Source organism: Chryseobacterium panacisoli (assembly GCF_008274625.1).
Classification (GTDB): Bacteria; Bacteroidota; Bacteroidia; order Flavobacteriales; family Weeksellaceae; genus Chryseobacterium; species Chryseobacterium panacisoli.
In genome coordinates this window covers 1,970,266-1,994,230 of record NZ_VTRU01000001.1, presented here as the reverse complement: position 1 = coordinate 1,994,230, position 23,965 = coordinate 1,970,266, and the positions used below count along the sequence as shown (strand labels likewise).

Genomic DNA, 23,965 nt, shown 5'->3' with positions numbered 1-23,965 from the left:
CAATTTAATACTAAATTTCATGTTTGATAAAATTTCTATAGAAAACAAAAATCTAGCTAAGTATATAACAACTATAGTGGGAATTAACGAAAAGATTGACCGTCATTGGGATGAGTTAAATATAAATTTTATTGATATTTTTGAATGTGATGACCAGATTTATCCCAATATAAAAATTTTCGGTACAATAGGTGTGTCTGACCATCCTAATAGAATTGAAATGAATGATGGTAACCTCAAAAATATCCCTATTGAACTTCTTATTTGCGGATACAAAGAGTTTGATATGTTATCAGATATTCTAACTATAGCAGGATTTTTTATCACTAAAAAAGGGTGGGAATGTCAGCCAGGATCAGTCTTTATGCGAATTGTTGATATGTATTATGAAGATTCCGAAATGAGACATATAATATTTGTCTCTCCATTTCTATGGCAAGGCAAATTAAAGCCACTGGATCTTAGTACAAAGACTGTACATTGGCTTTTGTGCATTCCAATTTCTGATAATGAACTTGAATATAGAATGAAAAACGGAGCATCTGCATTGGAAGACATATTTCAAGAGAAAGACATTGATATATTTGACATCAATAGAAAGTCAGTAATATAACTATTATTTATTCTGTTGTAATGCTCTTGCTCCTACAAATTTTCGAGAAAATAGTAAGAATACATAAGAAAAGATTGATTATCATAACATGTGTTTATGAAGATTATAGTACGGGTTTATTATCCGTGCTATTTTATTAAATAAGTATATTTACAACTATACAGATCAGGTGGGAAACATAAAGCCACCATAATAAATTCAAAAAAAATTATGACGAACAATCCGTATTGGATTTTTAAGAATGATGAACTTGAAAAATCAACAATTTTAGCCAAAGAATTAAATATTTCCAAAAGTGATTTCATGAGTATTCAATCTTGGTTTGACTTATTACTTTTGAAACATCAGGAAGCATCTAGTAATAAGGATGAACAGTTGAAAACAGAAGCTGAATTGGAAACCAAGTTTAACGAATTAATTTCTTCAAAAATCACAAGGAAAAGTTATAAGTATATTCTCCCAAAATTGTTAAACTATAACAATGTTTTTAATGATGCTTTTTTAAGGTCATTGTATGTAGCAAGGATTGGAGCTTTACTTAGAGATAATTTGATATCTAAGCTTGTTAAGGATAGGATGATTGTCTACTCTCCGGAAGATTTTTTATATGTTACTGTTTATCTTAGAGAGAACTATTTTATTTCGCCCAACAGTAATTTTTTGGAGGACATTCTTAAAATAGAAAATGTTCGTGGTATTATAGAGCAAGGTTCTGCTGGTACTAAGTTTGAAACTTTGAAAAATATCTTGTACATAGTATCTCAGAAAGACTTTCACCATGATATTATCTGTTTTAAAAAGATTTTAAAATTAGTTTTGGCAACAGATGTAGAGTTAATTCACTATTTGAAAGGATTCCAAGTAGTGAATAATCAGGGTTGCTATAAGATTATTAATGATATTTTTAATTTGCAGATTTCAGAAGATCAATGGAAAGACTTTGAGAGTAAGGTTCAGGTTATTTGTTTTTTTGATTCAGCCAGAAGTGCTAATCCTACACCTGCCTGGAATAGAAAATTTCAAGAAGTATCAGCATCTATAGAAAAAGATAAACTTTTACAGGTTGTGGAGACTGTTTTGAGGAATGAAGATAGTTGTATCTACCGATTCGATTATGGAGCAGAATGGGGTGATGATGTATCAAAACGGTTTTTAAAATCAGCGAAATGGATAAAAGAAATTTTGAATTAAGAAGTTATTGATGTGCTTAATTTAATCAAGTATAATAATATTAGAAAATGAATTACGAAGAATATAGTAAACAAAGATTAAATAAACTAATTAAGGTCCAAGATGATTTCAAAGACGTTTATAGAATTGATTCATATGTAAATTGGTTTTATGACAGTGAATTGGAACTCTTAAGGCTATATAATGATGATAATGATGAAGTCTATTTTAAATACATTCCAGTAGGAACCTATTCCTTAAAATCAAAGACATGGATGTGGAGTTGGTATAACACTCATTCCATTGAAAAGAATAAAAATGAACTTCTGGTAGTAAAGAAATTTGGCATTGAAAATAATTACGAAAAACTCTATACAGGAACTTTCGCTAGTGATGAGTATGCCGGATGGGAATTGTCTTCAATTTGTTTAGAATTTTTGAAAGGTATTGGTGTATATAGAGTCAACAGTAATGAATTAGAGAAATATATGTTAATCCTCAATGGCGTTGGCGAATATTCATCAGAAGTAAAAATGATGAAGCAGAAGAAAGTTGATTGTGGTAGTCATGGATATTCAAGACCTGCTTTCGTATGTCAGCATTTAAATCTTGAAGCATCAAATGGTTTTGAAGAAGCATTTGAGACTTATAAGGGTATGGAATTGGAAGAAGATGAGGATTTCCAGGCATGGTGTAGCGACTGCGAAAAAATTAGAATTGAGAATGATGGTTGGACTGAGGAGTCTGAAAAATTTGCGGGAATAACACTGATTTGTGAGAACTGTTATTTTGAATTAAAAGAATTCAGTAATATTAAATCGTAAATTAAAGTATAATAATGTGGTGTATAAAATTTTTATTGTTTTTTTATTAAGTTCTCAAACTTTATTAAGTCAAGCAATACAATGGTCAACAGATCGAAAGTTGGATTTTAAAGATTTCGCTCATCCTACACATGAGGAAGATAATAGTACAGGTGCAGAATCATATATTGGAATAGATTATAAAATTGTTTCTAATTCAATATGGACTGGTAAGATCAAAATAAAAATATATGCGATATTTTACCCTGAAAAATCATGGATTAATAAAAAATATACTGCTAATAGTCATATCCTGAAGCATGAACAAAAGCATTTTGACATTGCTCATGTATTTGCTGATAAACTTCAAAATGTTATAAATAGCCAAGTTAAAGGCACAAAAGATTTTAATAATAATTTTCAAAAACTATATGATGAGAATTTTGCTGAGTATAGTGCTTTTCAGAGTAGGTATGACTTAGATACTGAACATGGTGCAAATTTGGAACAGCAAAATAAATATAATGATATTATTGAGAGTATGGTAAATGATACATTTAATGAAAAAGATAATAAGAACAGAAAGTAAGGAGTAGCAGTGACTCTGGATATTTTTCAAGAAATACAAATTTTCAATTAGGTGAATTATTCTCTGTAGGAGAGTAAAAGACACCCTTTTATTGAGTATTATGTCTCAATGCTCTGTTTGGTATCAAGTTCATTTTTCACTAATACATAAATCCGTATCTAATCGATACGGATTTATTTTATGAAGCCAATAAGTGAAAATTGAAGCCCAATAAGTCTTATTATTTAAAGATAATGATTATGTGAATTATTTTATTGCCGTGAAAACCTCTATCAATTTTAAGGCGGTCAAAACAGATTCCGAAGCGCATAATTTCAGAAGGAAAACCTTCGATTATATAAAAAAAGATCTTACAGAAAAAAATGAATATTGGGTAGAAAATAAAATTTCAGATAGATTTAGGTCTATAGAAGCCTACTGTAAGGACAAATCCGGCAGAAAGTTACAGAAGAATGCATTACCAATTCGTGAAGCTGTAGTTGTAATTAAAGAAAATACAACGATGCAGGATTTGCATAAGCTTTCTAAAAGGCTTGAAGAAGAACTAAGAATAAGAATTTTTCAAATTGCCATTCATAGGGATGAAGGACATTATGATAAAGATTCTAAAGAATGGAAGCCTAATTACCATGCTCATTTAATAGCAGACTGGCAGGATTTAGAAACTGGAAAGACGTTGAAGCATCAATCATTTCACTATTCAAAAATGCAGGATATTACCGCTGAATGTCTGAAAATGGATAGAGGGATTTCGGGCTCTAGAGGGCGGCTTGAAGCCATAGAATTTAAAATTCAAAAAAAAGAAGAAGAGCTTTTGTTGCTAAACAGCAGAATAACTGAAATGAGAGCAGAGCTTAATTCTAAAAAGTTTAAAGATCTTATCGTAAAAGAGAATGACTTTTTAGGCTTTAGTAAGATCAAAACAGATAAAACGATTGAAAACTACGAGAGAGTTTTTAAGTCATATAATACAGAACTGCTTAAAAATAAGGAAATTCTTCAATCCAAAACCAAAATAATAACTGAGCTTAAACAAAATAATATTGAGTTAACTAAAGAAGTATCACTATTAAAAAACAAGCTGTCATTTATTTTGTCTAGCATTACTGCATACACGAATGAAAAGGAGATTTATTTCAATTCAGTGAAAGATACCATTATAAAGGCCATACAGTTTGAAAAATTTAAACAACCAAAATTATTCGATACAAGTAAAGAAAAAATTATAGCAATACTTGACAGTATTTGTAAAAAAGTTTCTGAAAAAAATAATATTCCTTTTTCATCACTGGAGGAGATTTTTAAAAATCCTGACAGCAGCTTAGAAATCTTTTCATTATTGAATTTTGATAATCATGGGATACAATATAATACCGAACATATTCCGCTTCAACAAAAAAGAAAAAAGATAAAGAGGTCACAATAGAACGGGCAAAAATTCATAAAAGAAAACAAAGGTATTGTTTCAGATTTTTAAAAGACAAGTTCAGGTCCAAAGGATATGCTAAAAAATCTCCACCTTGCAGGTCGTATTTTTCATCATAAACTTGCTTTTTAAAATCTTCCACAATGAATTTTGCCTTTCTTTTTTTCCTTTTTCTTTTGAAAAATACAATTATTAGTCGCGGAATTAGGGTAGTAGCTCCAAATTCTTTGGGAAAAGACATATCCATAGGGCTATTTTTTACTTGAGAATCATAAACACCTTATTTCTTTAAATCCCAAATACTCTCATCTTATTAAAATAATGGTTCAGAGTAATTTTCTATTCTCTTATACGTCAAAATCAAAAAAGTCCATTAGAACATTCCTTAAGAGATTACTAAATATTGCAATTTTTGAGAAATTACATTAGAGCGCTTCTATTTTCATGACTTCATTATGAATCACCTTAGTCCCACTCTCATTCAAAGTTTGCTTAATGGTAACTTTTATTTTATCATACTTAGGTGTTGGAAAGTCCAATAATTGCGAAATATTATTAAAATCGAAAGCTTTTGCAAGCAAAGTAATATGTCTAGTTGAATATTTATGTCGTTGAGTATATGATTCTACATTTCCTACAAATGTTTTTGAAACCCCCATTAATAAGCTTAGCTTTTCCTTGGTAATGTTTTTTAATTTTCTCAAAGTTTTGATATGCTCTATTAAATCCAAATCAAATTGAGTTGTTTCAAATTGAATTATCTTTTCCATTTATTATTTTTTTTTAATCCAACATGTTGGATATTTAAATATTATTCTTATATTTGCTTTAGCGATTTGATAATTATGCCAATAAGCATTAATTGACGATGTTTTCTCAGCTCAAAACGACCAATTCCCAACTGAGATAACCGTGATATCGCTCCATGTCTAAAAGTTCACTAACTTTGCATACGGCATGAGGGCGGTTCTCACGTTAATTGTGGTTGGAACTTTTAAATCTTACGGTTTAAAAGTTGGGTTGGTCGCCCATGAGCCCAAAACGTGTGACCGCTCCTTGCTTTTTTACAAGGAAATTTTTCATACAGAAAATATCGTTCTATACCAACATTTAAAATAGTTAATATGAGAACGAAATTGTCCAACATTCCAATTAAGGAACCACCAGTAGGTTAATCCTATTTTCAATAAAGGCCATCAGCTCTATACCTAACATTATAGTAAGGTATGTTTCGATGTGGATTTACAAAAAATCCCAGCTCCTAAAATTGGTTATCTTTTAAACTCTCACCTTTAAAAGTAAGTATTTTGTGCCACAACTACCAAATTTTGATTCTATAAAGGTAAAAGGATAGGGGGATACATCTGTTTTAAGATAAAAAAAAACATTATTGACATCAATCAAGATGTCCAAGCCTACGAAGGAAATTACTCCTATAATGAGTAGAGAAAGCAACTGGTATATGAGATTAAAAACTTAAAACCAGACAAATATTTGATAAATCCAATACAAAAATTTTTGCCAATAGTACATAAAATCTCTAAAGCTCGATATGTCACAATAGAAAAGTTTGGATATCAGATTAAAATCCTTCCAGCAATAAATTAGCTAAAATATACTGCTATGAAAAGTACAAACTCTTTACCCCGGAAGTTGACCGATCATCAGCTATATGAACTGCTGAAAAAAGGGAATCCGACCTCTTTAGAACATATCTATTTACGCTACAAAAGACTTCTTTTCTGGATTGGAAAACAAATGCTTGAGGATGATTTTGTCGTGGAAACGCTTATACAGGATACTTTCCTTAAACTCTGGTTACACCGTGATTCTATTGAAACTCCAAATCACATTCTTGGCTTTTTACGGTTTGTTTTGAAAAGAGACTGTATATCTTATTTCAATGCTCCGAAAAATAAATTCACCCGCTTAACCACTTCCCTTGAACGTTTTGAGAACTATCAGGATTATCTTGTCAGTTATGATCCCCAGCAAGATAAAGAGCATCTTCTCAGTCAGGAGTCCAATCAAAAAGATTTTGATGAAGTTAATAGGGTTTTAAATGTAATAAGTCCCAAAAGAAGACACTTGATTAAGCTTTGTCTTGAGTACGGCTTTCAGTACAAATCCATTGCAGAGGCAATGGGAAGCAGCGTAAAAGACATAAGCAATGAGGTTAACAGAGCCATAGACGATCTTCGGAAAATTCTTAATAGAAGTTCTCTTGAAAAACCAAAGGAAAAACCTTCCGATAGTGAAGAGCAACCAAATAAATTAAGCAGTCAGCAGCTTGAGATTATGAAAAGAAGGGTCGAACAAAAATCTTCTTTCATAGTAATTGCCAAGGAACTTAAACTTTCTGAAAAGCAGGTCCATCGGGAGTTTCTATATGCTTATCAATATCTACAAAATAAAAATATCTCCGAAAAAGCTCATTGAAATGGAAAAATCAACGATTACACTTACCCGAAAAATTCAGCTGCTGATCGACGTTCCTTCCAATGAAAAAAACGAGATATGGGAAAAGCTCTATCGTTATCAGAACCGCTGTTTCCGAGCGGCCAATTTTATAGTTTCCCATTTGTACGTTCAGGAAATGATTAAGGATTTCTTTTATCTGACGGAAGAAATCCAATACAAGCTTGCTGATGCAAACAAAGATCAAATGGGAATATTTACACGTTCGAAAACAAGCACAACGGCACGTACGGTTTTTGACCGGTTCAAAGGAGAGATTCCTACCGATATTCTGGGAAGCCTGAACAATACGATTCAATCAACCTTTTCTAAGAACAAAGCTGACTACTGGCAGGGCCTAAAGTCTTTGAGAAACTTTAAAAAGGACATTCCCATTCCACTTCCGGTTAAATGCATCAGCAAAATGAAGTATGATCCTGAAAAGAAAGCATTTTGCTTCAACATGTTTGCGATTCCGGTTAAAACATATTTAGGAAAAGACTTTTCTGATAAGCGTCTAATAATGGAACGGCTTTTAAGAGGAGAAATAAATTTTTGCACATCACAGATTCAGCTGAAAGCCGGAAAAATCTATTGGCTCGCAGTATTTGAATTTGAAAAAGAAAAACACCTTTTACAACCTGAAATCATCGCTGAGGCTTGCTTATCTCTGGAACATCCTATAGTTGCAAAAGCCAATAATGTACGCATCAATATTGGTACAAAAGAAGAGTTTTTATATCGTAGGCTTGCCATTCAGGCAAGTCAGAAAAGGATTCAAGAAAGTATAGCTTTTGCCCGTTCAGGAAATGGAGTCAAACGCAAACAGAAAGCACTGTATAAAACAGAGAATCTGGAAAGCAAATATGTAAGTCATCGGCTTCATGTGTACAGTCGGCAGCTGATAGATTTTTGCATCCGCCAGCAAGCAGGCACACTTGTTCTTAAAAATCAGGAAGATAAAATTGGCATTGCAAAAGATAATGAATTTGTGCTACGCAATTGGAGCTATTATGAATTACAGACTAAAATAAAATATAAAGCAGAAAAAGCTGGTATCGAATTAATCATTGGATAGCCTGAAAAAATAATGAGGGTGCTTGTACACCCGTAGGGTGAGGTCTTGGACTCTCACTAAATACTTTAGTAGTATATACAACGGCGTGGGCTCTTTTTTATATGTATAATATGGAGCAGAAGATACATAAGAGAAAAAACATTAAACGTTTTACAATGATGTTTTGAATAAAGCAAGAGGCTTTAGCTCTTGACTAGGTAATAAAGTGTAATCAGGAGAAATTTAATTTACCTGAATAAAAGTAAGAAATTGATGAAAATTTCTTCATGGCTGTAGATGGATAATAATCCAATTGAAATGTAGATAAGGTGAAACCTACAATTTTTTTGTTGACGGAAAATACTAGCTTTAAAATAAAGCCATTAAAAGACATAGACATTCCTTCAAAGCCGAATAAAATTATTATTCAATTTCGCTAATAATTTTATTTGAAATTTATACAGAGTGCTGGAGGACAAGAAAATAAAAAAAATACCCATTGAGGAGGTGATGGAATTCTTTCAAAACGAAGGCATGGAAATAACAGAGAAAGAGGCAGAATTAATCATGGACTTTCTTTATTCTGTTACCTTGGCTGTTATTAGAAAGTACTTCGGTTCTGAATAATTTATTTCTAAAGCTATCCTCTAATATTTACTAAACATGAAAATTATGAAGGTAGCAGATTTATACATCCGTGTTTCTACTGATGAACAGGCAGACAAAGGATATTCACAAAGAGATCAGCAGGATCGTTTAAAAAGATATTGTTCATCTAACAATATCTCTATTGGACAAATCATCTACGAAGACCATTCCGCAAAATCATTTAACCGCCCCGGCTGGATAAGATTTTTAACTACACTTAAAAAGAAAAGTTGTAAGACAAACCTTATTCTATTTACTAAATGGGACCGCTTCAGCCGTAATGCAGGGGACGCATATCAAATGATAAGTACACTTGCAAAATTGGGAATAGAACCGCAGGCCGTTGACCAGCCTTTGGACCTTTCTATTCCCGAAAATAAAATGATGCTCGCAATTTATTTGGCAGCGCCTGAAGTCGAAAATGACAGAAGGGCGCTTAACGTGTTTTATGGAATGCGTAGGGCAAAAAAAGAAGGAAGAGTTATGGGAAAAGCACCATTTGGCTATGCTAATAAAAGTAGGGAAAATGGTGAAAAATATATTGTACTGCAAGAACCTGAAGCATCAGCAATGAGCTGGGCTTTTAATGAGATCGCAAAAGGGGTATTAGCCTCTAATCAAATCAGAAAAAGGGTAAATGAATTAACAATTAAAAAGGTGAGCAGAACATCTTTTCATGTGGCAATAAGAAATCCCATATACTATGGGAAAGTATTTTTAGAAAAACACAAAGATGAAGAAGCACATTTTGTAGATGGTCAACATGAAGCTTTAATCAGTGAGGAGCTATTCAACAGAGTGCAAGAAATACTGGATGGTAAAAGGAGACTTCAGCGGCCTAATACTAAAATACTTTCCGGTGAGCATTTTCCATTACGAGGTTTTTTGGTATGTCCTAAATGTGGAAAAAATATTACGGCAAGCGCTTCAAAAGGGAGAAATAATAGATACTACTATTATCATTGCAATGCAGTTTGTGGATTCCGCCATAGAGCAGAATTGGTCAATTCAGTTTTTGAAGAAGGATTAAAGCAATTGGAAATGACTGAGCCTGCAAAAAAGCTTATGGAAAAAGTATTTCTGGATAACTATCAGAAGTTTATAAAAGCCCCACAAGATGAAAGAAAGAAGATATCTGATGAGATAGATAGGTTGAATTCAAGGATTTCTCTGGCGAGAAATAAACTTCTTTCTGAAATAATTACCGATGAAGAATATCTTGAAATAAAAAAAGAATATAAAGACCAGGTTGAAAAACTGGAAACACAATTAAATGATAAGCCGATAGAAAATAAAGTAGATATACCAAAGCTACTGGAAAAAGCATTAGAAACGCTTACAAATATTTGGAAAGTCTATACAGAAGGGGATATTGCAGTCAAGCGACAAATTATTGGTTCGATTTTTCCTGAAAAACTTGAATTTGACGAAAATCATTATCGAACCACAAGAATTAATGCTGTAGCTCACTATATCTTTCAGATTAACAAAGGATTATCACAAAATAAAAACAGGAGAAATGATAATAATAATCATTTCTCCTGCTATGTAGACCCACAGGGATTCGAACCCCGACTGACGGTACCAAAAACCGGAGTGCTACCGTTACACTATAGGTCTGCTTTATTTTGGTGTTGCAAATTTATATATTTTTTTCTTATTTACAAATATCTTCTTTCAATTTTCTACTGTTTACATGAAAAAAATAGATTTTAATCCCATAATCAATGGAGTAGAATAAAAACAAAAACCATCCTTAAAGAAGGATGGTTTGTAGACCCACAGGGATTCGAACCCCGAATGACGGTACCAAAAACCGGAGTGTTACCGTTACACTATAGGTCTGTTTTATTTTGGTGGTGCAAATTTACAGCTTTTTTCTTTACATACAAGAACTTTTTGAATTTTTTTTTAAATTTACTGTGGATTTTATTTACGGAAAATATGCTGATAGACTTCAATAATCTCAATATTAATAAATTATCGTTTCATACGGAGTTTGAAAAAAAAGTGAAAATTTTTCTGGAAGAATGGTTTTCAGAAAAAACAGGGGTACATGTCCAGACTTCGGGCTCTACGGGAGTACCAAAAATCTTTGAAATCGAAAAAAAGAAAATGATCAATTCTGCGGTGATGACCTGTAACTTTTTGGGATTAAAAAAAGGAGATACTGCATTACTCTGCCTGCCTGTAGAATACATCTCAGGAAAAATGATGATTGTCCGCTCTATAGAAAGAGGAATGAAGTTAAGAATTGCCGAACCTTCCCTAAAACCTGTTGAAAACCTGGATGAAGAAATAGATTTTTGCGCAATGACTCCGCTTCAGGTAGAAAATTCACTGGAGAAACTTCATCTGATTAAAAATCTGATCATTGGTGGTGCTGCCGTCTCAGAAAGTCTTAAAAATAAAATTCTGAAGATGAATCTTGATAATTCCAACCGTATTTTTGAAACCTACGGAATGTCTGAAACGCTTTCTCATATTGGCTTAAAACAACTGATGCCGCAACAGGAAGACTATTTCACCGTTTTTGAAAATGTATCCATCTCTTTGGATGAAAGAAAATGTCTGAAAATCTATGCGCCAAATGTGAATGCTGAAGAATTACAAACTAATGATTTAGTTGATATTAGAAATGAAAAACAATTTAAATTTCTTGGAAGAATTGATAATGTTATCAACTCCGGAGGAGCAAAAATTTTTCCGGAAGCTCTTGAAGCTTTGGTAAAAAAAGAAATTCCGAATGAAGCTGTATGTATTGGTTTGCCGGATGAAAGTTTGGGTCAGAAATTGATATTGATTATAGAAGGAAATGAATCAGATGAGGTGATAAAGAAAATTTCAGAAATACCGTTTGAGAAGAGTTTTCACAAGCCAAAAGAAATTATCTTCATCAGTGAAATTCCGAGAACTCCCAACGGGAAAATAAACAGAATAGAACTGCAAAGAAATATAAACATAAATCTCTAGTCTTGGCTCTTGATTCTAGCATCTCAAAATCTTAAAAAAATGAAAAACTTTTCAAAAGAACTCAGTTTCAAAACTTCCCGCAGCAGTGGGGCAGGAGGGCAGAATGTCAACAAAGTAGAGACTGCTGTTACCGTACTTTGGAAAGTAGATTCATCTGAGTTTTTCAATGATGATGAAAAAATATTGATTAATGATAAACTGAAAAACAGAATTAATGCAGAAGGCTTTTTATTCCTTACAGTTTCCGAAAGTAGAACTCAGCTGATGAATAAAAATAAAGCCATTGAAAAAATAATTGAAATTGTAAATAAAGCCCTCATCATTCCAAAGAAAAGAACTGCAACAAAACCTTCAAGAGCTCAGAAACAAAAAAGGCTTGATGGCAAGAAAAAGCTTTCCGATAAAAAAGAGAACAGACGCTTCAAATTTTAGCTTGTTTCTCCCGGAGAAAATTTTAATTTTGCCGGAAACTTTAAAACCATGATAAAAAAACTAATTCTATTGGGAACTATTTCGAGTTCTTTACTTTCTTTCGCACAGGAAAAAATAACCATCATACCGGCTGTAGGATATGCATGGAGAGTAGCTAAAACAGCACCCGGGCTTTCCATGGCAGAAAAAAATTACGTTAAAGGATTGAAAAACGGAATTCATTTTGAAATTGCGGCTTACTATAATGTGAAAGATATTGGGATTGGTGCTAAATTTTCCAATTATAATGCTTCCAGCAGTGCTGTATTGAGCGGATACAATATGAACGGGCAGACGGTTACAGCTTCTATAAGTACTAAAGATAATATTACATTCTTTGGACCTTCTGTTATGTTCTCCAATTATACCAAACCTACAAACCACAAAATTGTTGCTGATGTATCTCTTGGAGTAATTACTTATACTACAAAAACAGAAGCGGTAAAAGGCACAGGTTCCAATCTTGGTCTGGAACTGGGGGCAGCCTATCAATATGCAGTTTCAAAAAACTTTATGATAGGTCCTAAGTTGGGAATTACCGCAGGAACCTTGAGCAAAATAAAAGTTAATGGACAGACCGTTGATCTTGGTGATGACCAGAAAGAAGGTCTTACAAGAGTTTCTTTAAGCGCAGCCGCTACATTCCGTTTTTAAATGCTATATTTGTAAAGATTACAAATAATCTCATAATAATGGCAGCAACAATCTCTTTATCAGCAGAACGCAGACAATCAGGGTTGTTGCTGTCATTACTTTATCTGCACACAGATTCTTTTCTGAAAAGTTCTAAGGACTTTATCAATTAAGCCCTGTCAGGATCCAAGACAGGGACTCATTTCGGATTTTATTTATTGCTTTTTTGCGGTTTTCTATAGAAGAAGGCTGTTGTATGCCTGGGTTCTACATTGGATCGTTAGGGAATAACTGCATTTTAATTTAAAAAAATTGAAGAAAATGTCCAATCATATTATTGTAACCACCGGAATTTATGATGCTATAAAAGATACACTCAGAAGGAAGAAAGTGAGCATCGGAGAAGAAAAAAGACTTACGGAAGAGCTCAGAAATGCAAAACAGGTATTGAGAAGAGATCTGCCTGCTGATATCGTAACCGTTGAAAGGAAAGTGACTTTGAAAGATCATACCTTAGATTTTGAGCACGAATATATTTTTGTACCCTCTACCAAAGCAAAACTTAAAAAGAATAAGCATTCCATACTATCGGATATTGCCCTTGCAGTAGTAGGATATAAAGTAGGAGATGTGATCAACTGGCCTTTCAGAGATGGTGAAAGAAAAATTGAGATCCTGAAAGTGGAAGCCTGGGAAGGATAAATAGATATTGAGTATTATTAAGTTAAATTATAATGAAAGCGTGGCTTATTTGAGCTGCGCTTTTATTATTAGCTCAGCTGTTTTGGGGAACGCAAAGACGCAAGGTTTTAATATACTATGTGCTTTAAGGCGCAAGGATTTTATCTCCGATAAAATTTTGTACTGTTGATTACTTTATACATTACCCTTGCTGAAAATTTTACATTGAGCGAAGTCGAAATGTTCTTGCGCCTTAAAATATTTACAATACTTGGAGCTCTTTGCGTCTTTGTTGTGTTTCCCAACAAAACAGTTTTAGCATTTAACAAATGATAAAAAAAGACTCCTCTGTTACACTTTCTTCAAGTGCTTTGACTGCATTCCGTTTTTAAGTTTTATCTTTGCAAAAATTAAAAAAATGAGCAAACCGATAACTGAATTCATAGAAAAGTATTACCTGCACTTCAACGCAGCTGCATTGGTGGATGCTTCTAAAGGATATGTTGCACATCTTAAAGATGGCGGAAAAATGATGATTACTTTGGCAGGAGCAATGTCTACTGCTGAATTAGGGAAGATTCTTGCTGAAATGATCCGTCAGGGGAAAGTAGATTTTATCTCTTGTACAGGTGCCAACCTTGAAGAAGATTTAATGAACCTTGTAGCACACTCTCACTATGAAAGAGTTCCTCATTACAGAGATTTGACTGCTCAGGATGAGTGGGATCTTTTAGAAAGAGGTCTGAACAGAGTTACAGATACTTGTATCCCTGAAGAAGAAGCTTTCAGAAGATTACAAAAACATATCGTTGAGATCTGGAAAGATGCTGAAGCTAAAGGAGAAAGATATTTCCCTCACGAATTCATGTACAAAATGATCCTTTCAGGAGTATTGGAACAGTATTATGAAATTCCTAGAGAAAACTCCTGGATGATTGCAGCAGCAGAAGCTAATTTGCCAATCGTAGTACCAGGATGGGAAGATTCTACAATGGGTAACATCTTCGCTTCTTACTGTATCAAAGGAGAGCTTAAGGCTACTACAATGAAATCAGGTATCGAATATATGACTTACCTTGCTGACTGGTATACTAAAAACTCAGCAGGAAAAGGAGTTGGATTCTTCCAGATTGGTGGAGGTATCGCTGGAGATTTCCCTATCTGTGTAGTGCCAATGTTGTATCAGGATATGGAAATGCATGACATTCCTTTCTGGTCTTATTTCTGCCAGATTTCTGATTCTACAACATCTTACGGTTCATATTCAGGAGCCGTTCCAAATGAAAAAATCACTTGGGGTAAACTTGATATCACTACACCGAAATTCATCGTTGAAAGTGATGCAACCATCTGTGCACCATTGATGTTCTCTTATATATTAGAAAACGCATAAGAATAAAACTCTCGTCAGAGATTATCATACAGCGCTTCAATTTATTTGGAGCGTTTTTTTTTGCTAGATTTTGAAATAGGCCTGTTATGAAAACTAAAACTCTTTAAACCATAAAAAAAATGAAGAGAGTAAGAATAATTAAGTCTCATCTTTGATGAATAATAAAAGCAGGCAGCTGAAAAATAGCTTTAGCTATTCTCTTAATATTCTTAAAAACTTAAATGCGCTTAATAGTTCAGTAGTCAAATAAAAAAATCAATCCAAAGAATTCACCAATACAAAATACCGATACGCAAGAATACCTTTCTCAACCTTCGTCAATTGATTAGGATCCTTCTTACTCAACTTCGGAAGCACCTTTTTATTAACTGCATTCAACAGCCTGAAAAATGATTTTTTCATATCTTTATCTTTTAATGAAACATCATTGAGTTTAAGAGAGTTCAAAAATGATGCAAAAAAAGGAAGCTGACTTAAAACAACAATTTAATATGGACGAGATTTTCAAACAACAGGTATACGAAGTAGCAAGACTTATTCCCAAAGGCAGAGTTTCTACCTATGGTGCCATCGCAAAAGCAGTTGGCTATCCTAACCATTCAAGACATGTAGGAAAGGCGATGGGAGGATGTCCGAAAAATGTTCCTGCTCACCGTGTCATATCAAGCTCAGGGGTTTTATCTGTTCCTGAATTTCAGTCTAAGCTGGAAAAAGAAGGAATTGTTGTGGAAAATCTTAGAATAAAAAATTTCAAAAAGCTGTTTTGGGATCCGTTGGCAGAATTGTAAATTTTAAATTATTAGAAATAATAAGCTTTTAACGCAAAGCTTCTATCTATCAATCATAATATGTGTAAGGGAGCAAAGTCGGAATCAATTTCCATTGATTCTTTCTAAGCGAACACGTATCACAAAGCTTCATCAACGACAAAGTCGGAACTCTTTGCTTCCTGAAATAAAACATTTGAATCATTCATCCTTCGTGTCAAAAAACGCATTTTGTTTTAAAATTATTTTATAAAAAAATGTCACTCCATAGTTTAATATGAGTGACATTAATATTTTAAAAGTTTTAAATCGCATTATTTTCCTCCTTTTGGGAGACCTTTCAGTTCTTGTTTAAGCCTTATATTTTCTTCTTTTAATAAAGTAATATAATTTTGTAAATTTTCAATAATAGCTCCCGGAATATTATCATAATTATTCTGGTTAGTGATTACTCCTGCAGAAGAAGATCTGTCATTAAAGACAGGATGATCATTATTAACAACTACTGTAGGTTCCTCCTCTTCATAAATATCTTCAATCGGTACATCCAGGAAACGGGCAAGTTTGTCCCACTCATCTTTTACGATCCTTACATCACCGCTTTCTTTTCTGCTGTAATTGGATACATCCGTTGCGATAAAGTCAGCTACCTGTTGTTGAGTATAGCCTTTTTGCTTTCTGATGACGCGTAATTTTTCTTTTTGCATGACCGACATTTTATACAAAAATGGCAAAAAAGCAGAATCTATACAATAAAAAACAGAAAAAATATAGAGCAAACCAATGAAAGCGAATGGAAAATGTAGAAAAGCTTTATAATATGAATCTTATTTAGATTAATTGTTGATGATTTTTAGGTTGTTTTTGTTTTGTTGGAAAACGCAAAAGCGCAAAGAGTTCCCCAGCATTATGGGTGTTTTTAAGGCGCAAGAAAAACAGAGATTTTCAGCAAGAGCAATACATAATAGACCAGCAGTAAACAATTTTATCTTAGATAAAATCCTTGCGCCTTAAAGCACATCGTATATGAAAACCTTGCGTCTTTGCGTTTTTCCAACATTCTCTTCCAAAACAAAAAAAGACTGCTTCAAAATGAAACAGTCTCTTGTGTTATTTTTTAGATTGCTTTTTTATTCTCTTTGTTTGTTAGAAACGCAAAGGCGCAAAGAATTCCCAAGCATTATGGGTATTTTTAAGGCGCAAGAAAATCAGAGATTTTCAGCAAGGGTCATGTAAAGATTTAACGGTACAAAATTTTATCTTAGATAAAATCCTTGCGCCTTAAAGCACATCGTATATGAAAACCTTGCGTCTTTGCGTTTTTCCAACATTCTTCCCAAACAAAAAAAATGCTTCAGATGAAACAGTCTCTTGTGTTATTTTTTAGATTGCTTTTTTATTCTCTTTGTTTGTTAGAAACGCAAAGGCGCAAAGAGCTCCCAAGCATTATGGGTGTTTTTAAGGCGCAAGAAAATCAGAGATTTTCAGCAAGGGTTATGTAAAGATTTAACGGTACAAAATTTTATCTTAGATAAAATCCTTGCGCCTTAAAGCACATAGTATATTAAAACCTTGCGTCTTTGCGTTTTTTCAACATTCTTCCAAAACAAAAAAAGACTGCTTCAAAATGAAACAGTCTCTCGTGTATTATTTTTCAAGTTGCTTATAGCTTCTTTGTATAAAATCTGTCAGATCCTTTCCTTTCAGCAAGTTCTGTGAAAGTTTCGCAAGATCCAAGGCATATTTGATCAGACTTTCTTTCTCTTCAGCATTTTCAGTCTTTAAAATCTGATTAGAAAGCTCACTGTTGGAATTCACCACAAGATTGTACATTTTCGAGAAACCACCCATTCCGAACATTCCGCCTCCGCCAGTAGCCTGCATTTCTTTCATTCTTCTCATGAATTCTGGTTGGGTAATGGTAAATGGAGCATCATTGCTGTCAAGATCTTCAAGCTGAACGGTAAATTTAGAATCCTGAATAGCTTCTTCTACATTCTTTTTCAAAGATTCTTTTTCCGTTTCATTCAGTTTTGAAATTACGGGTTCATCTTTTTTGATCAGGTTGTTTACATGATCTGCATCTACTCTTGCAAAAGAGATATTTTCTTTTGAAGTTTCCAGCTTCTGGATAACATGTGGAGTGATAGGAGAGTCTAATAACAGAACTTCATATCCTTTATCCTTTGCAGATTGGATGTAGCTGTGTTGTTCATCAGCATTGGTAGCATATAGTACAACCAGTTTATTGTCTTTATCCGTTTGTACAGGTTTGATTTTTTCAACCAATTCATCCCAAAGGAAATATTTTCCGTCTGTTGTAGGATACAGTGTGAATTTGTCTACTTTTTCAGCAAATTTTTCTTCTGTAACAATTCCATACTCTATTACAATCTTAATGTCATTCCATTTTTTTTCATAATCTTCACGGTTTTCGTTGATCAAAGAAGCCATTTTGTCGGCTACTTTTTTCGTGATGTAAGATGAGATCTTTTTTACGGCACCATCAGCCTGAAGGTAAGAACGGGAAACATTCAATGGAATATCCGGAGAATCTATAACACCTCTCAGAAGCATCAGGAAGTCCGGAACAATTCCTTTTACTTCATCTGTTACAAATACCTGGTTTTGATATAACTGAATTTTATCCTTGTCGATATTCAGGTTGTTGCTCAGTTTCGGGAAAAACAGAACACCGGTAAGGTTGAATGGATAATCAACGTTTAGGTGAATATTGAATAAAGGCTCCTCAAACTGCATAGGATACAGCTCGTGATAGAACTTCATATAATCTTCGTTGGTCAGTTCGCTTGGAGCAATCGTCCATGCCGGTACCGGATTGTTGATGATATTGTCTACCTCTTCTGTTTCAGCTACGGCATCCTCGGGGGCATCTTCCGGTAAAGGAAGTGTATGTGTTTTTGTCCCGAACTTGATTGGAACCGGCATGAATTTATTATACTTTAATAAGAGTTCACGAATTTTTGCCTCTTCCAGAAATTCTACAGAATCTTCAGCAATATGAAGGATGATTTCCGTTCCTCTGTCTGTTTTGTCAGCAGTTTCTTCAAGAGTGAATTCCGGGCTTCCATCGCAGATCCAACGTACTGCCGGTTCATCTTTGTAAGATTTTGTAAGTATTTCCACCTTTTCAGCGACCATGAATGCAGAATAGAATCCAAGACCGAAATGTCCGATAATTCCTGAATCTTTAGCCGAATCTTTATATTTCTCCAAAAACTCTTCAGCTCCTGAAAAAGCAACCTGGTTGATATATTTTTCAACCTCTTCACCTGTCATACCAATACCTTGGTCGATGATGCGTAAGGTTTTCTGGTCTTTATCAATTTTAACTTCGAGTTTCGGATTTCCGTATTCCACTTTCGCTTCTCCGATACTTGTTAAATGTTTTAATTTTAAAGTAGCATCCGTTGCATTGGAGATCAATTCTCTTAAGAATATTTCGTGGTCACTGTAAAGAAACTTTTTAATTAGTGGGAAAATATTTTCCACAGATACATTAATATTTCCTTTAGTCATCATATTTTATATTTTAATTGTTCAACATACTTCTCAAAAAAAATACCATGCAGCAGAAAGTGACAGAATGGCATTTTTTCAGTGCGAAATAATCTTATCCTATGGATTTGTCGAAGAAATATCTTACTTTTAAATATTAAAAATTTTTTAAAGATGAAGTTGAAATGTACAGTTTTTATTCTGCTCATAATGACTTGTTGGGTCTATGGACAGAAAAAACCTTTAGACCATTCTGTCTATGACAGCTGGCAAAATATCGGTGGAAGAAAAATCTCCAATGACGGAAAATGGATTGCTTATTCCGTGGATGCTCAGGAAGGAAATTCTAACCTTTCTTTATATTCCGTAAAAAATAAAACAACAAAGAAGTTTGCAAGAGGAACAAAAGTAGATTTTACGAATGATTCCAGATTTGCTGTTTTTCAGATCCGTCCGCAGTATAAAGATATAAAAGCGGTAAAAGATAAAAAGCTTAAAAAAAATAAATTAACAAAAGACAGCCTTGCTGTTGTTGATTTTTTAAATGATAAAACAGAGAAAATTCCTAATGTAAAATCATTTAAAATTCCTGAAAAAGCAGGTTCCTACATTGCCTATCTTCTGGAAAATACAAAAGATAAATCTTCAGATGAAGCATCTGATAAAGAAGATGGAGAGGATAATAAGGATGAGGATAAAAATATAAAACCTTTACAGCTGGTTGTGCGGAATCTTCTGGACGGGAAAAGTACAACGTATGATAATGTTGTCCGCTATGAGTTCAGTAAAAATGGGAAGCAGCTTGCTTTTGTAACGAAAAAACCTGAAGAGAAACCGAAAAAGGATAAAAAAGAGGAAAAGGATTCTACGGATGAAAAATCTGAGAACAAAAAAGATAATGACAAATCAAAACCCAAGAAATATACACTTCAGACTGTACAAGTGGTAGATCTGCAAAAAGGAGTTGTGACTAAAATTTCGGAAATGGAGGGCGATTTTTCACAATTATCTTTTGATGAAGAGGGAAATCAACTGGCCTATGTAGGAACTTCTTCCGCACAGAATGATCTGGTAAAACTGTATCAGCTGTATTATATTAATTTTAAAGGAAATAAAAAGGAAACGATTACCAATGAAAATGCACAGATGAGGAAGAATTGGGTGATTTCTGAAAACCGTTTACCCTTATTCAGTAAAAACGGAAAGCAGTTGTATTTTGGTGTGGGTCCAAAACCCATTGCAAAAGATACTGCGATGATTGCGAATGATCATGCTGTAGTAGATATCTGGAACTATAAAGATGATTATCTGCAAACGGTACAGTTAAAGGAATTGAAAAATGATCTGAAAAAATCTTATGCTGCAGTAATGCAGACGGAAAAACCGGAATCCTTTAGAAACATTGATGCTGAGGACTTAGATACTTTACGACTGGTCAACGAAGGAAATGCAGAATTTGCACTTGGAATTACAAGTTTGAATAACCGTATTTCTTCGCAATGGGAGGGCGCAACAAAGAAAACATATTTCCTGATTGATAATAAAACGGGTGAGAGAACGGAAATTATTCAGAATCTGAATGGTTCGGTTGCTGTTTCACCGCTTGGTAAATTTGTGGTGATCTTTGACAGAGAACAAGGGAAATGGCTGAGTTATAATGTGAAAACAAAGCAAACAATTCCAATGAGCAGCGGATTACCCGTTTCCTTTGTGGATGAAGAGTTTGATATGCCGGATTTTCCGAATTCTTATGGCATCGCATCCTGGACGAATAATGATGAATCTGTAATTATCAAAGACCGTTTTGACCTTTGGGAATTTTTCCTGAACGGTTCAAAAAAGCCAAGAAATATTACTAACGGATTTGGGCGTAAACATAAAATAACATTTGATACCTACGATCTGGATAAAGATATTAAAAGCTTAAACCGAAAATCGGACATTTATTTATCAGCCTTTGATAATACATCCAAAGCAAACGGAATTTTCAAAACATCTATTCAGTCGGGTTCTGATCCGGTAAAAATCCAGATGGAAAATGTATGGGGATACAGAAGTATTCAAAAAGCGAAAAATGCAGAAGAATATATTGTAGTAAAAGAATCATATACTGATTCTCCCAATATTTTTGCAACATCAGATTTCTCAGAACAACAAAAGCTGAGTAATACCAATCCACAGCAAAACCAATATAACTGGGGTACGGACGAATTGGTAAACTGGACAACACCAAAAGGAAATACCTCTACAGGAGTTTTATACAGACCGGAAGATTTCGATCCGAATAAAAAATATCCTATGATTGTCTATTTCTATGAAAAGCTTTCGGATAATCTGAACCGTTATGTAGCACCGGCTCCAACACCTTCAAGATTGAATATTTCTTATTTTGTAAGCAACGGATATCTGGTTTTCACTCCTGATATTTCGTATACTGATGGCTTTCCCGGAGAATCTGCAATGGAATACATTAATTCCGGTGTTGAGAAATTGAAACAAAATTCCTGGGTAGATGGTACTAAAATTGGAATTCAGGGACAAAGCTGGGGTGGTTATCAGGTAGCCTACCTTATTGCTCATACCAATATGTATGCAGCTGCGTGGAGTGGTGCTCCTGTTGTAAATATGACGTCCGCATATGGAGGAATCCGATGGACCTCAGGAATGAACAGACAGTTTCAGTATGAGAAATCACAAAGTAGATTAGGGAAGAACCTATGGGAAGCTCCGGATCTTTATATTAAAAATTCACCGCTTTTTACCATTGATAAAGTACAAACTCCGGTAGTGATTATGAGTAACGATAAAGATGGAGCAGTGCCGTGGTATCAGGGAATTGAGATGTTTACCGCATTGCGCCGTCTCGGAAAACCAGTATGGCTTCTGAATTATAACGGTGATGATCACAATCTTGTAAAACGTCAGAACAGAAAGGATATTCAAATCCGTGAACAGCAGTTTTTTGATTACTATCTTAAGAGTGCTAAAGCTCCGGTTTGGATGACTAAAGGTATTCCGGCCACCCAAAAAGGAAAAGATTGGGGGTTTGAGCTGACAGATGATAAACCTAACTGATAAACTTCCGGCGGAGCCAAAGGCTCCGCCGGAAGTTTTTATCGCCAAAAAACAATGAAGAAGAAACTGACACAATGGCATTTTTTTTATGATGGGTCTGTTGATCGCTTTTATTATATTTACCGCCAATTATAAATAACAGTATGGGAATCTTTGATTTTTTTAAGAAAAAGAATAACAATCAGGAAAATGTAAGTACTCCGGTTCAGGAAATGGAAATGCCCGAGGAAAAAGTAGTAGAGGAAGTAACGGAAGAAGTAGTGGAGATACTACCAGAAGTCCCTTCACAAACAATACAAGAGCCTAAGATAAATGGTGAGTACGAAAAAATCAGGATTTATAATGATTATATAGTATATTCTATAGCGCTTCAGCTAAGAGGGGAGTATACCCCTATTTCTGCTTTTCAAAAAGAAAATGGTGAGGTAGAAGGCTTTGCCTATATGGTTACAGAAGATGCTTATGCACTTGCTCCACAACAGGCGATCGGGCAAATGGAAGAAAAGTTTGAAAACGAACTTCAGGAAGGTAAGATCAAGTCTTATATGATTTTATATCACTCTCAGTTTGATGATAATGGTAATCATAGTCCCGCGACAAAAGAGGAAGAGTTTAAAGCCATTTCACTTTCTTATCACTTTGAAGGAGCTGATAAGGAAAAAACGGGACTTCCTTATATTTTTGAAAACCAAAATGTCACTTATAAAGGTTTTGCAGCGTTTTCTCACGAAGAAAATAATGAGATTATGAATCATCAGCTGGTGGATGGCAAAGATTATTTTCCGAATACAGAAGGAATTGCTGCTCCTGAAACCACTAACGAAGCCGGAATTATCATAAGAAAATCAAATATTCATAATCTTGTGAATACCTGGAGCGGGATTTTTGGTCATGAGAATTTCCAGACTAAAGATTACGGTCAATATCTTACTACTGTTTTAATGCAGTCTACGGTTGCTGATCCTGCTGGTGAAGATAAAAGCAAAACAGAATTTGAAGATGTAAGATTTAAGACTATTGTTACAGATGAGCTTAGTACAATAATTCCGGAGGTAAAAACAAATTATACTTTAGATTTTGAAACAAGGTCAATCAGAGAATGGGAAAATGCATTGAACTTACAGGCAATCGTAGCGGGTCCGGCCAGAGATACTTTTGGAGTTTGGTTCTTTGCTACAGATTATGCTGAAAACAGAAATATATATATTACTCAGCCTCATTTGAAGGTCAATATCAGCGGAATTGTTTTCATTCTTGATGTTCATACAAACACTGATTTACCAGATGGTACCAAAATGAGTGAAGACTTCACAACTTATGCACCAAGCCAGGATCTTCCGAACTATGCATGTTTCGATTTTATTGCTCAGGTTGTAGATTTTAAGGAAACAGAATTACTTGAAGATGGTACTGTTAAAGGATATATCCTAAAGTTGAAACTAATTACGAATGAAGAAAATGAAGATTTCTTCACCATCGATGCTTTTGTTAATAAGGAGAATATGAGGTTTGAAACTCCAACAAAAGGAATGAAAGTGACTGGTGCACTTCAGCTTCAAGGTAAAATTGCAGAATAATTTTTTTAAATATAAAAGCTTAAAAGAGGTTGTCCTAAAGGTCGGCCTCTTTTATTTTGAGTCTAAGAGAAGTTTTATTTAAAAGCAAAGAATATGTGATTCGAAAGTTAATT

General features: G+C 34.0%; 20 protein-coding genes, 2 tRNA genes and 1 pseudogene. 17 read left to right on the top strand and 6 right to left on the bottom strand.

Features of this window, described 5'->3' with window-relative positions:
* Nucleotides 1-19: 19 nt before the first annotated feature.
* The 5 genes from FW781_RS08970 to FW781_RS08950 all read left to right on the top strand — a co-directional run bounded on the left by FW781_RS08970 (nt 20) and on the right by FW781_RS08950 (nt 4,601).
* Entirely contained in the window at nt 20-613 is a 594-nt protein-coding gene (locus FW781_RS08970; RefSeq protein WP_149387079.1) for a suppressor of fused domain protein, read from the top strand.
* Between the two features lie 210 nt (nt 614-823).
* Nucleotides 824-1,804, top strand: a complete 981-nt coding sequence (locus FW781_RS08965) for a hypothetical protein (RefSeq protein WP_149387078.1) — start codon at nt 824-826, stop codon at nt 1,802-1,804.
* 47 nt (nt 1,805-1,851) lie between these two features.
* Nucleotides 1,852-2,607, top strand: coding sequence for a DUF6882 domain-containing protein (locus FW781_RS08960; protein WP_149387077.1), 756 nt, complete (start codon nt 1,852-1,854; stop codon nt 2,605-2,607).
* A gap of 100 nt (nt 2,608-2,707) precedes the next feature.
* On the top strand, nt 2,708-3,175 hold the full coding sequence (locus FW781_RS08955; protein WP_172625687.1) for a DUF922 domain-containing protein: 468 nt from the start codon (nt 2,708-2,710) through the stop codon (nt 3,173-3,175).
* A gap of 241 nt (nt 3,176-3,416) precedes the next feature.
* Entirely contained in the window at nt 3,417-4,601 is a 1,185-nt protein-coding gene (locus FW781_RS08950) for a hypothetical protein (RefSeq protein ID WP_149387075.1), read from the top strand.
* A 425-nt stretch (nt 4,602-5,026) separates the two neighbouring features.
* Here FW781_RS08950 and FW781_RS08945 read toward each other — a convergent pair whose 3' ends face one another.
* Nucleotides 5,027-5,371: a helix-turn-helix domain-containing protein gene (locus tag FW781_RS08945; RefSeq protein WP_149387074.1), complete on the bottom strand. Its 345-nt coding sequence runs from the start codon at nt 5,369-5,371 to the stop codon at nt 5,027-5,029.
* 853 nt (nt 5,372-6,224) lie between these two features.
* On the opposite strand from FW781_RS08945, the gene FW781_RS08940 reads away from it, so the two are divergent.
* From FW781_RS08940 to FW781_RS22645, 4 genes and pseudogenes are all read left to right on the top strand, one after another.
* Nucleotides 6,225-7,040, top strand: a complete 816-nt coding sequence (locus FW781_RS08940; protein WP_149387073.1) for an RNA polymerase sigma factor — start codon at nt 6,225-6,227, stop codon at nt 7,038-7,040.
* Nucleotide 7,041: 1 nt separating this feature from the next.
* Complete coding sequence (locus FW781_RS08935; protein WP_149387072.1) at nt 7,042-8,136, top strand: hypothetical protein; 1,095 nt, start codon at nt 7,042-7,044, stop codon at nt 8,134-8,136.
* Nucleotides 8,137-8,580: 444 nt separating this feature from the next.
* Nucleotides 8,581-8,742 carry a DUF2624 family protein gene (locus FW781_RS08930; RefSeq protein ID WP_149387071.1) on the top strand — a complete coding sequence of 54 codons (162 nt, stop codon included), beginning with the start codon at nt 8,581-8,583 and terminating at the stop codon, nt 8,740-8,742.
* A 36-nt stretch (nt 8,743-8,778) separates the two neighbouring features.
* A pseudogene (locus FW781_RS22645) lies at nt 8,779-9,723 on the top strand (recombinase family protein); the annotation flags it as partial.
* A 589-nt stretch (nt 9,724-10,312) separates the two neighbouring features.
* Here the strand turns inward: FW781_RS22645 and FW781_RS08920 are convergent.
* Together FW781_RS08920 and FW781_RS08915 are read right to left on the bottom strand one after the other, a co-directional pair.
* Nucleotides 10,313-10,383: transfer RNA gene (locus FW781_RS08920), tRNA-Gln, on the bottom strand.
* Between the two features lie 154 nt (nt 10,384-10,537).
* Nucleotides 10,538-10,608 (bottom strand) — tRNA-Gln (locus tag FW781_RS08915).
* A gap of 99 nt (nt 10,609-10,707) precedes the next feature.
* Between FW781_RS08915 and FW781_RS08910 the strand changes: the two genes are divergently transcribed.
* From FW781_RS08910 to FW781_RS08890, 5 genes are all read left to right on the top strand, one after another.
* Nucleotides 10,708-11,736, top strand: coding sequence for an AMP-binding protein (locus tag FW781_RS08910; protein WP_149387070.1), 1,029 nt, complete (start codon nt 10,708-10,710; stop codon nt 11,734-11,736).
* A 39-nt stretch (nt 11,737-11,775) separates the two neighbouring features.
* Entirely contained in the window at nt 11,776-12,168 is a 393-nt protein-coding gene (gene arfB, locus FW781_RS08905; RefSeq protein WP_149387069.1) for an alternative ribosome rescue aminoacyl-tRNA hydrolase ArfB, read from the top strand.
* Nucleotides 12,169-12,216: 48 nt separating this feature from the next.
* Nucleotides 12,217-12,861, top strand: a complete 645-nt coding sequence (locus FW781_RS08900; RefSeq protein WP_149387068.1) for a hypothetical protein — start codon at nt 12,217-12,219, stop codon at nt 12,859-12,861.
* A gap of 300 nt (nt 12,862-13,161) precedes the next feature.
* Nucleotides 13,162-13,542, top strand: a complete 381-nt coding sequence (locus FW781_RS08895; protein WP_142717856.1) for a GreA/GreB family elongation factor — start codon at nt 13,162-13,164, stop codon at nt 13,540-13,542.
* A gap of 397 nt (nt 13,543-13,939) precedes the next feature.
* On the top strand, nt 13,940-14,914 hold the full coding sequence (locus tag FW781_RS08890) for a deoxyhypusine synthase family protein (protein WP_045500886.1): 975 nt from the start codon (nt 13,940-13,942) through the stop codon (nt 14,912-14,914).
* Between the two features lie 255 nt (nt 14,915-15,169).
* Here FW781_RS08890 and FW781_RS22405 read toward each other — a convergent pair whose 3' ends face one another.
* Complete coding sequence (locus tag FW781_RS22405; RefSeq protein WP_167498843.1) at nt 15,170-15,316, bottom strand: hypothetical protein; 147 nt, start codon at nt 15,314-15,316, stop codon at nt 15,170-15,172.
* Nucleotides 15,317-15,405: 89 nt separating this feature from the next.
* Between FW781_RS22405 and FW781_RS08885 the strand changes: the two genes are divergently transcribed.
* Nucleotides 15,406-15,702 carry an MGMT family protein gene (locus FW781_RS08885; protein WP_149387389.1) on the top strand — a complete coding sequence of 99 codons (297 nt, stop codon included), beginning with the start codon at nt 15,406-15,408 and terminating at the stop codon, nt 15,700-15,702.
* A 293-nt stretch (nt 15,703-15,995) separates the two neighbouring features.
* Here FW781_RS08885 and FW781_RS08880 read toward each other — a convergent pair whose 3' ends face one another.
* Entirely contained in the window at nt 15,996-16,388 is a 393-nt protein-coding gene (locus tag FW781_RS08880; RefSeq protein ID WP_047386296.1) for a helix-turn-helix transcriptional regulator, read from the bottom strand.
* A 940-nt stretch (nt 16,389-17,328) separates the two neighbouring features.
* Nucleotides 17,329-19,221 (bottom strand): molecular chaperone HtpG, encoded by a 1,893-nt coding sequence (gene htpG, locus FW781_RS08875; RefSeq protein WP_149387388.1) that lies wholly within the window; start codon nt 19,219-19,221, stop codon nt 17,329-17,331.
* 153 nt (nt 19,222-19,374) lie between these two features.
* On the opposite strand from htpG, the gene FW781_RS08870 reads away from it, so the two are divergent.
* The gene (locus FW781_RS08870) at nt 19,375-22,275 is read left to right on the top strand and encodes an alpha/beta hydrolase family protein (protein WP_149387067.1); all 2,901 of its coding nucleotides are present in this window, start codon (nt 19,375-19,377) and stop codon (nt 22,273-22,275) included.
* A gap of 143 nt (nt 22,276-22,418) precedes the next feature.
* Nucleotides 22,419-23,852, top strand: a complete 1,434-nt coding sequence (locus tag FW781_RS08865; protein WP_149387066.1) for a hypothetical protein — start codon at nt 22,419-22,421, stop codon at nt 23,850-23,852.
* Nucleotides 23,853-23,965: the final 113 nt, after the last annotated feature.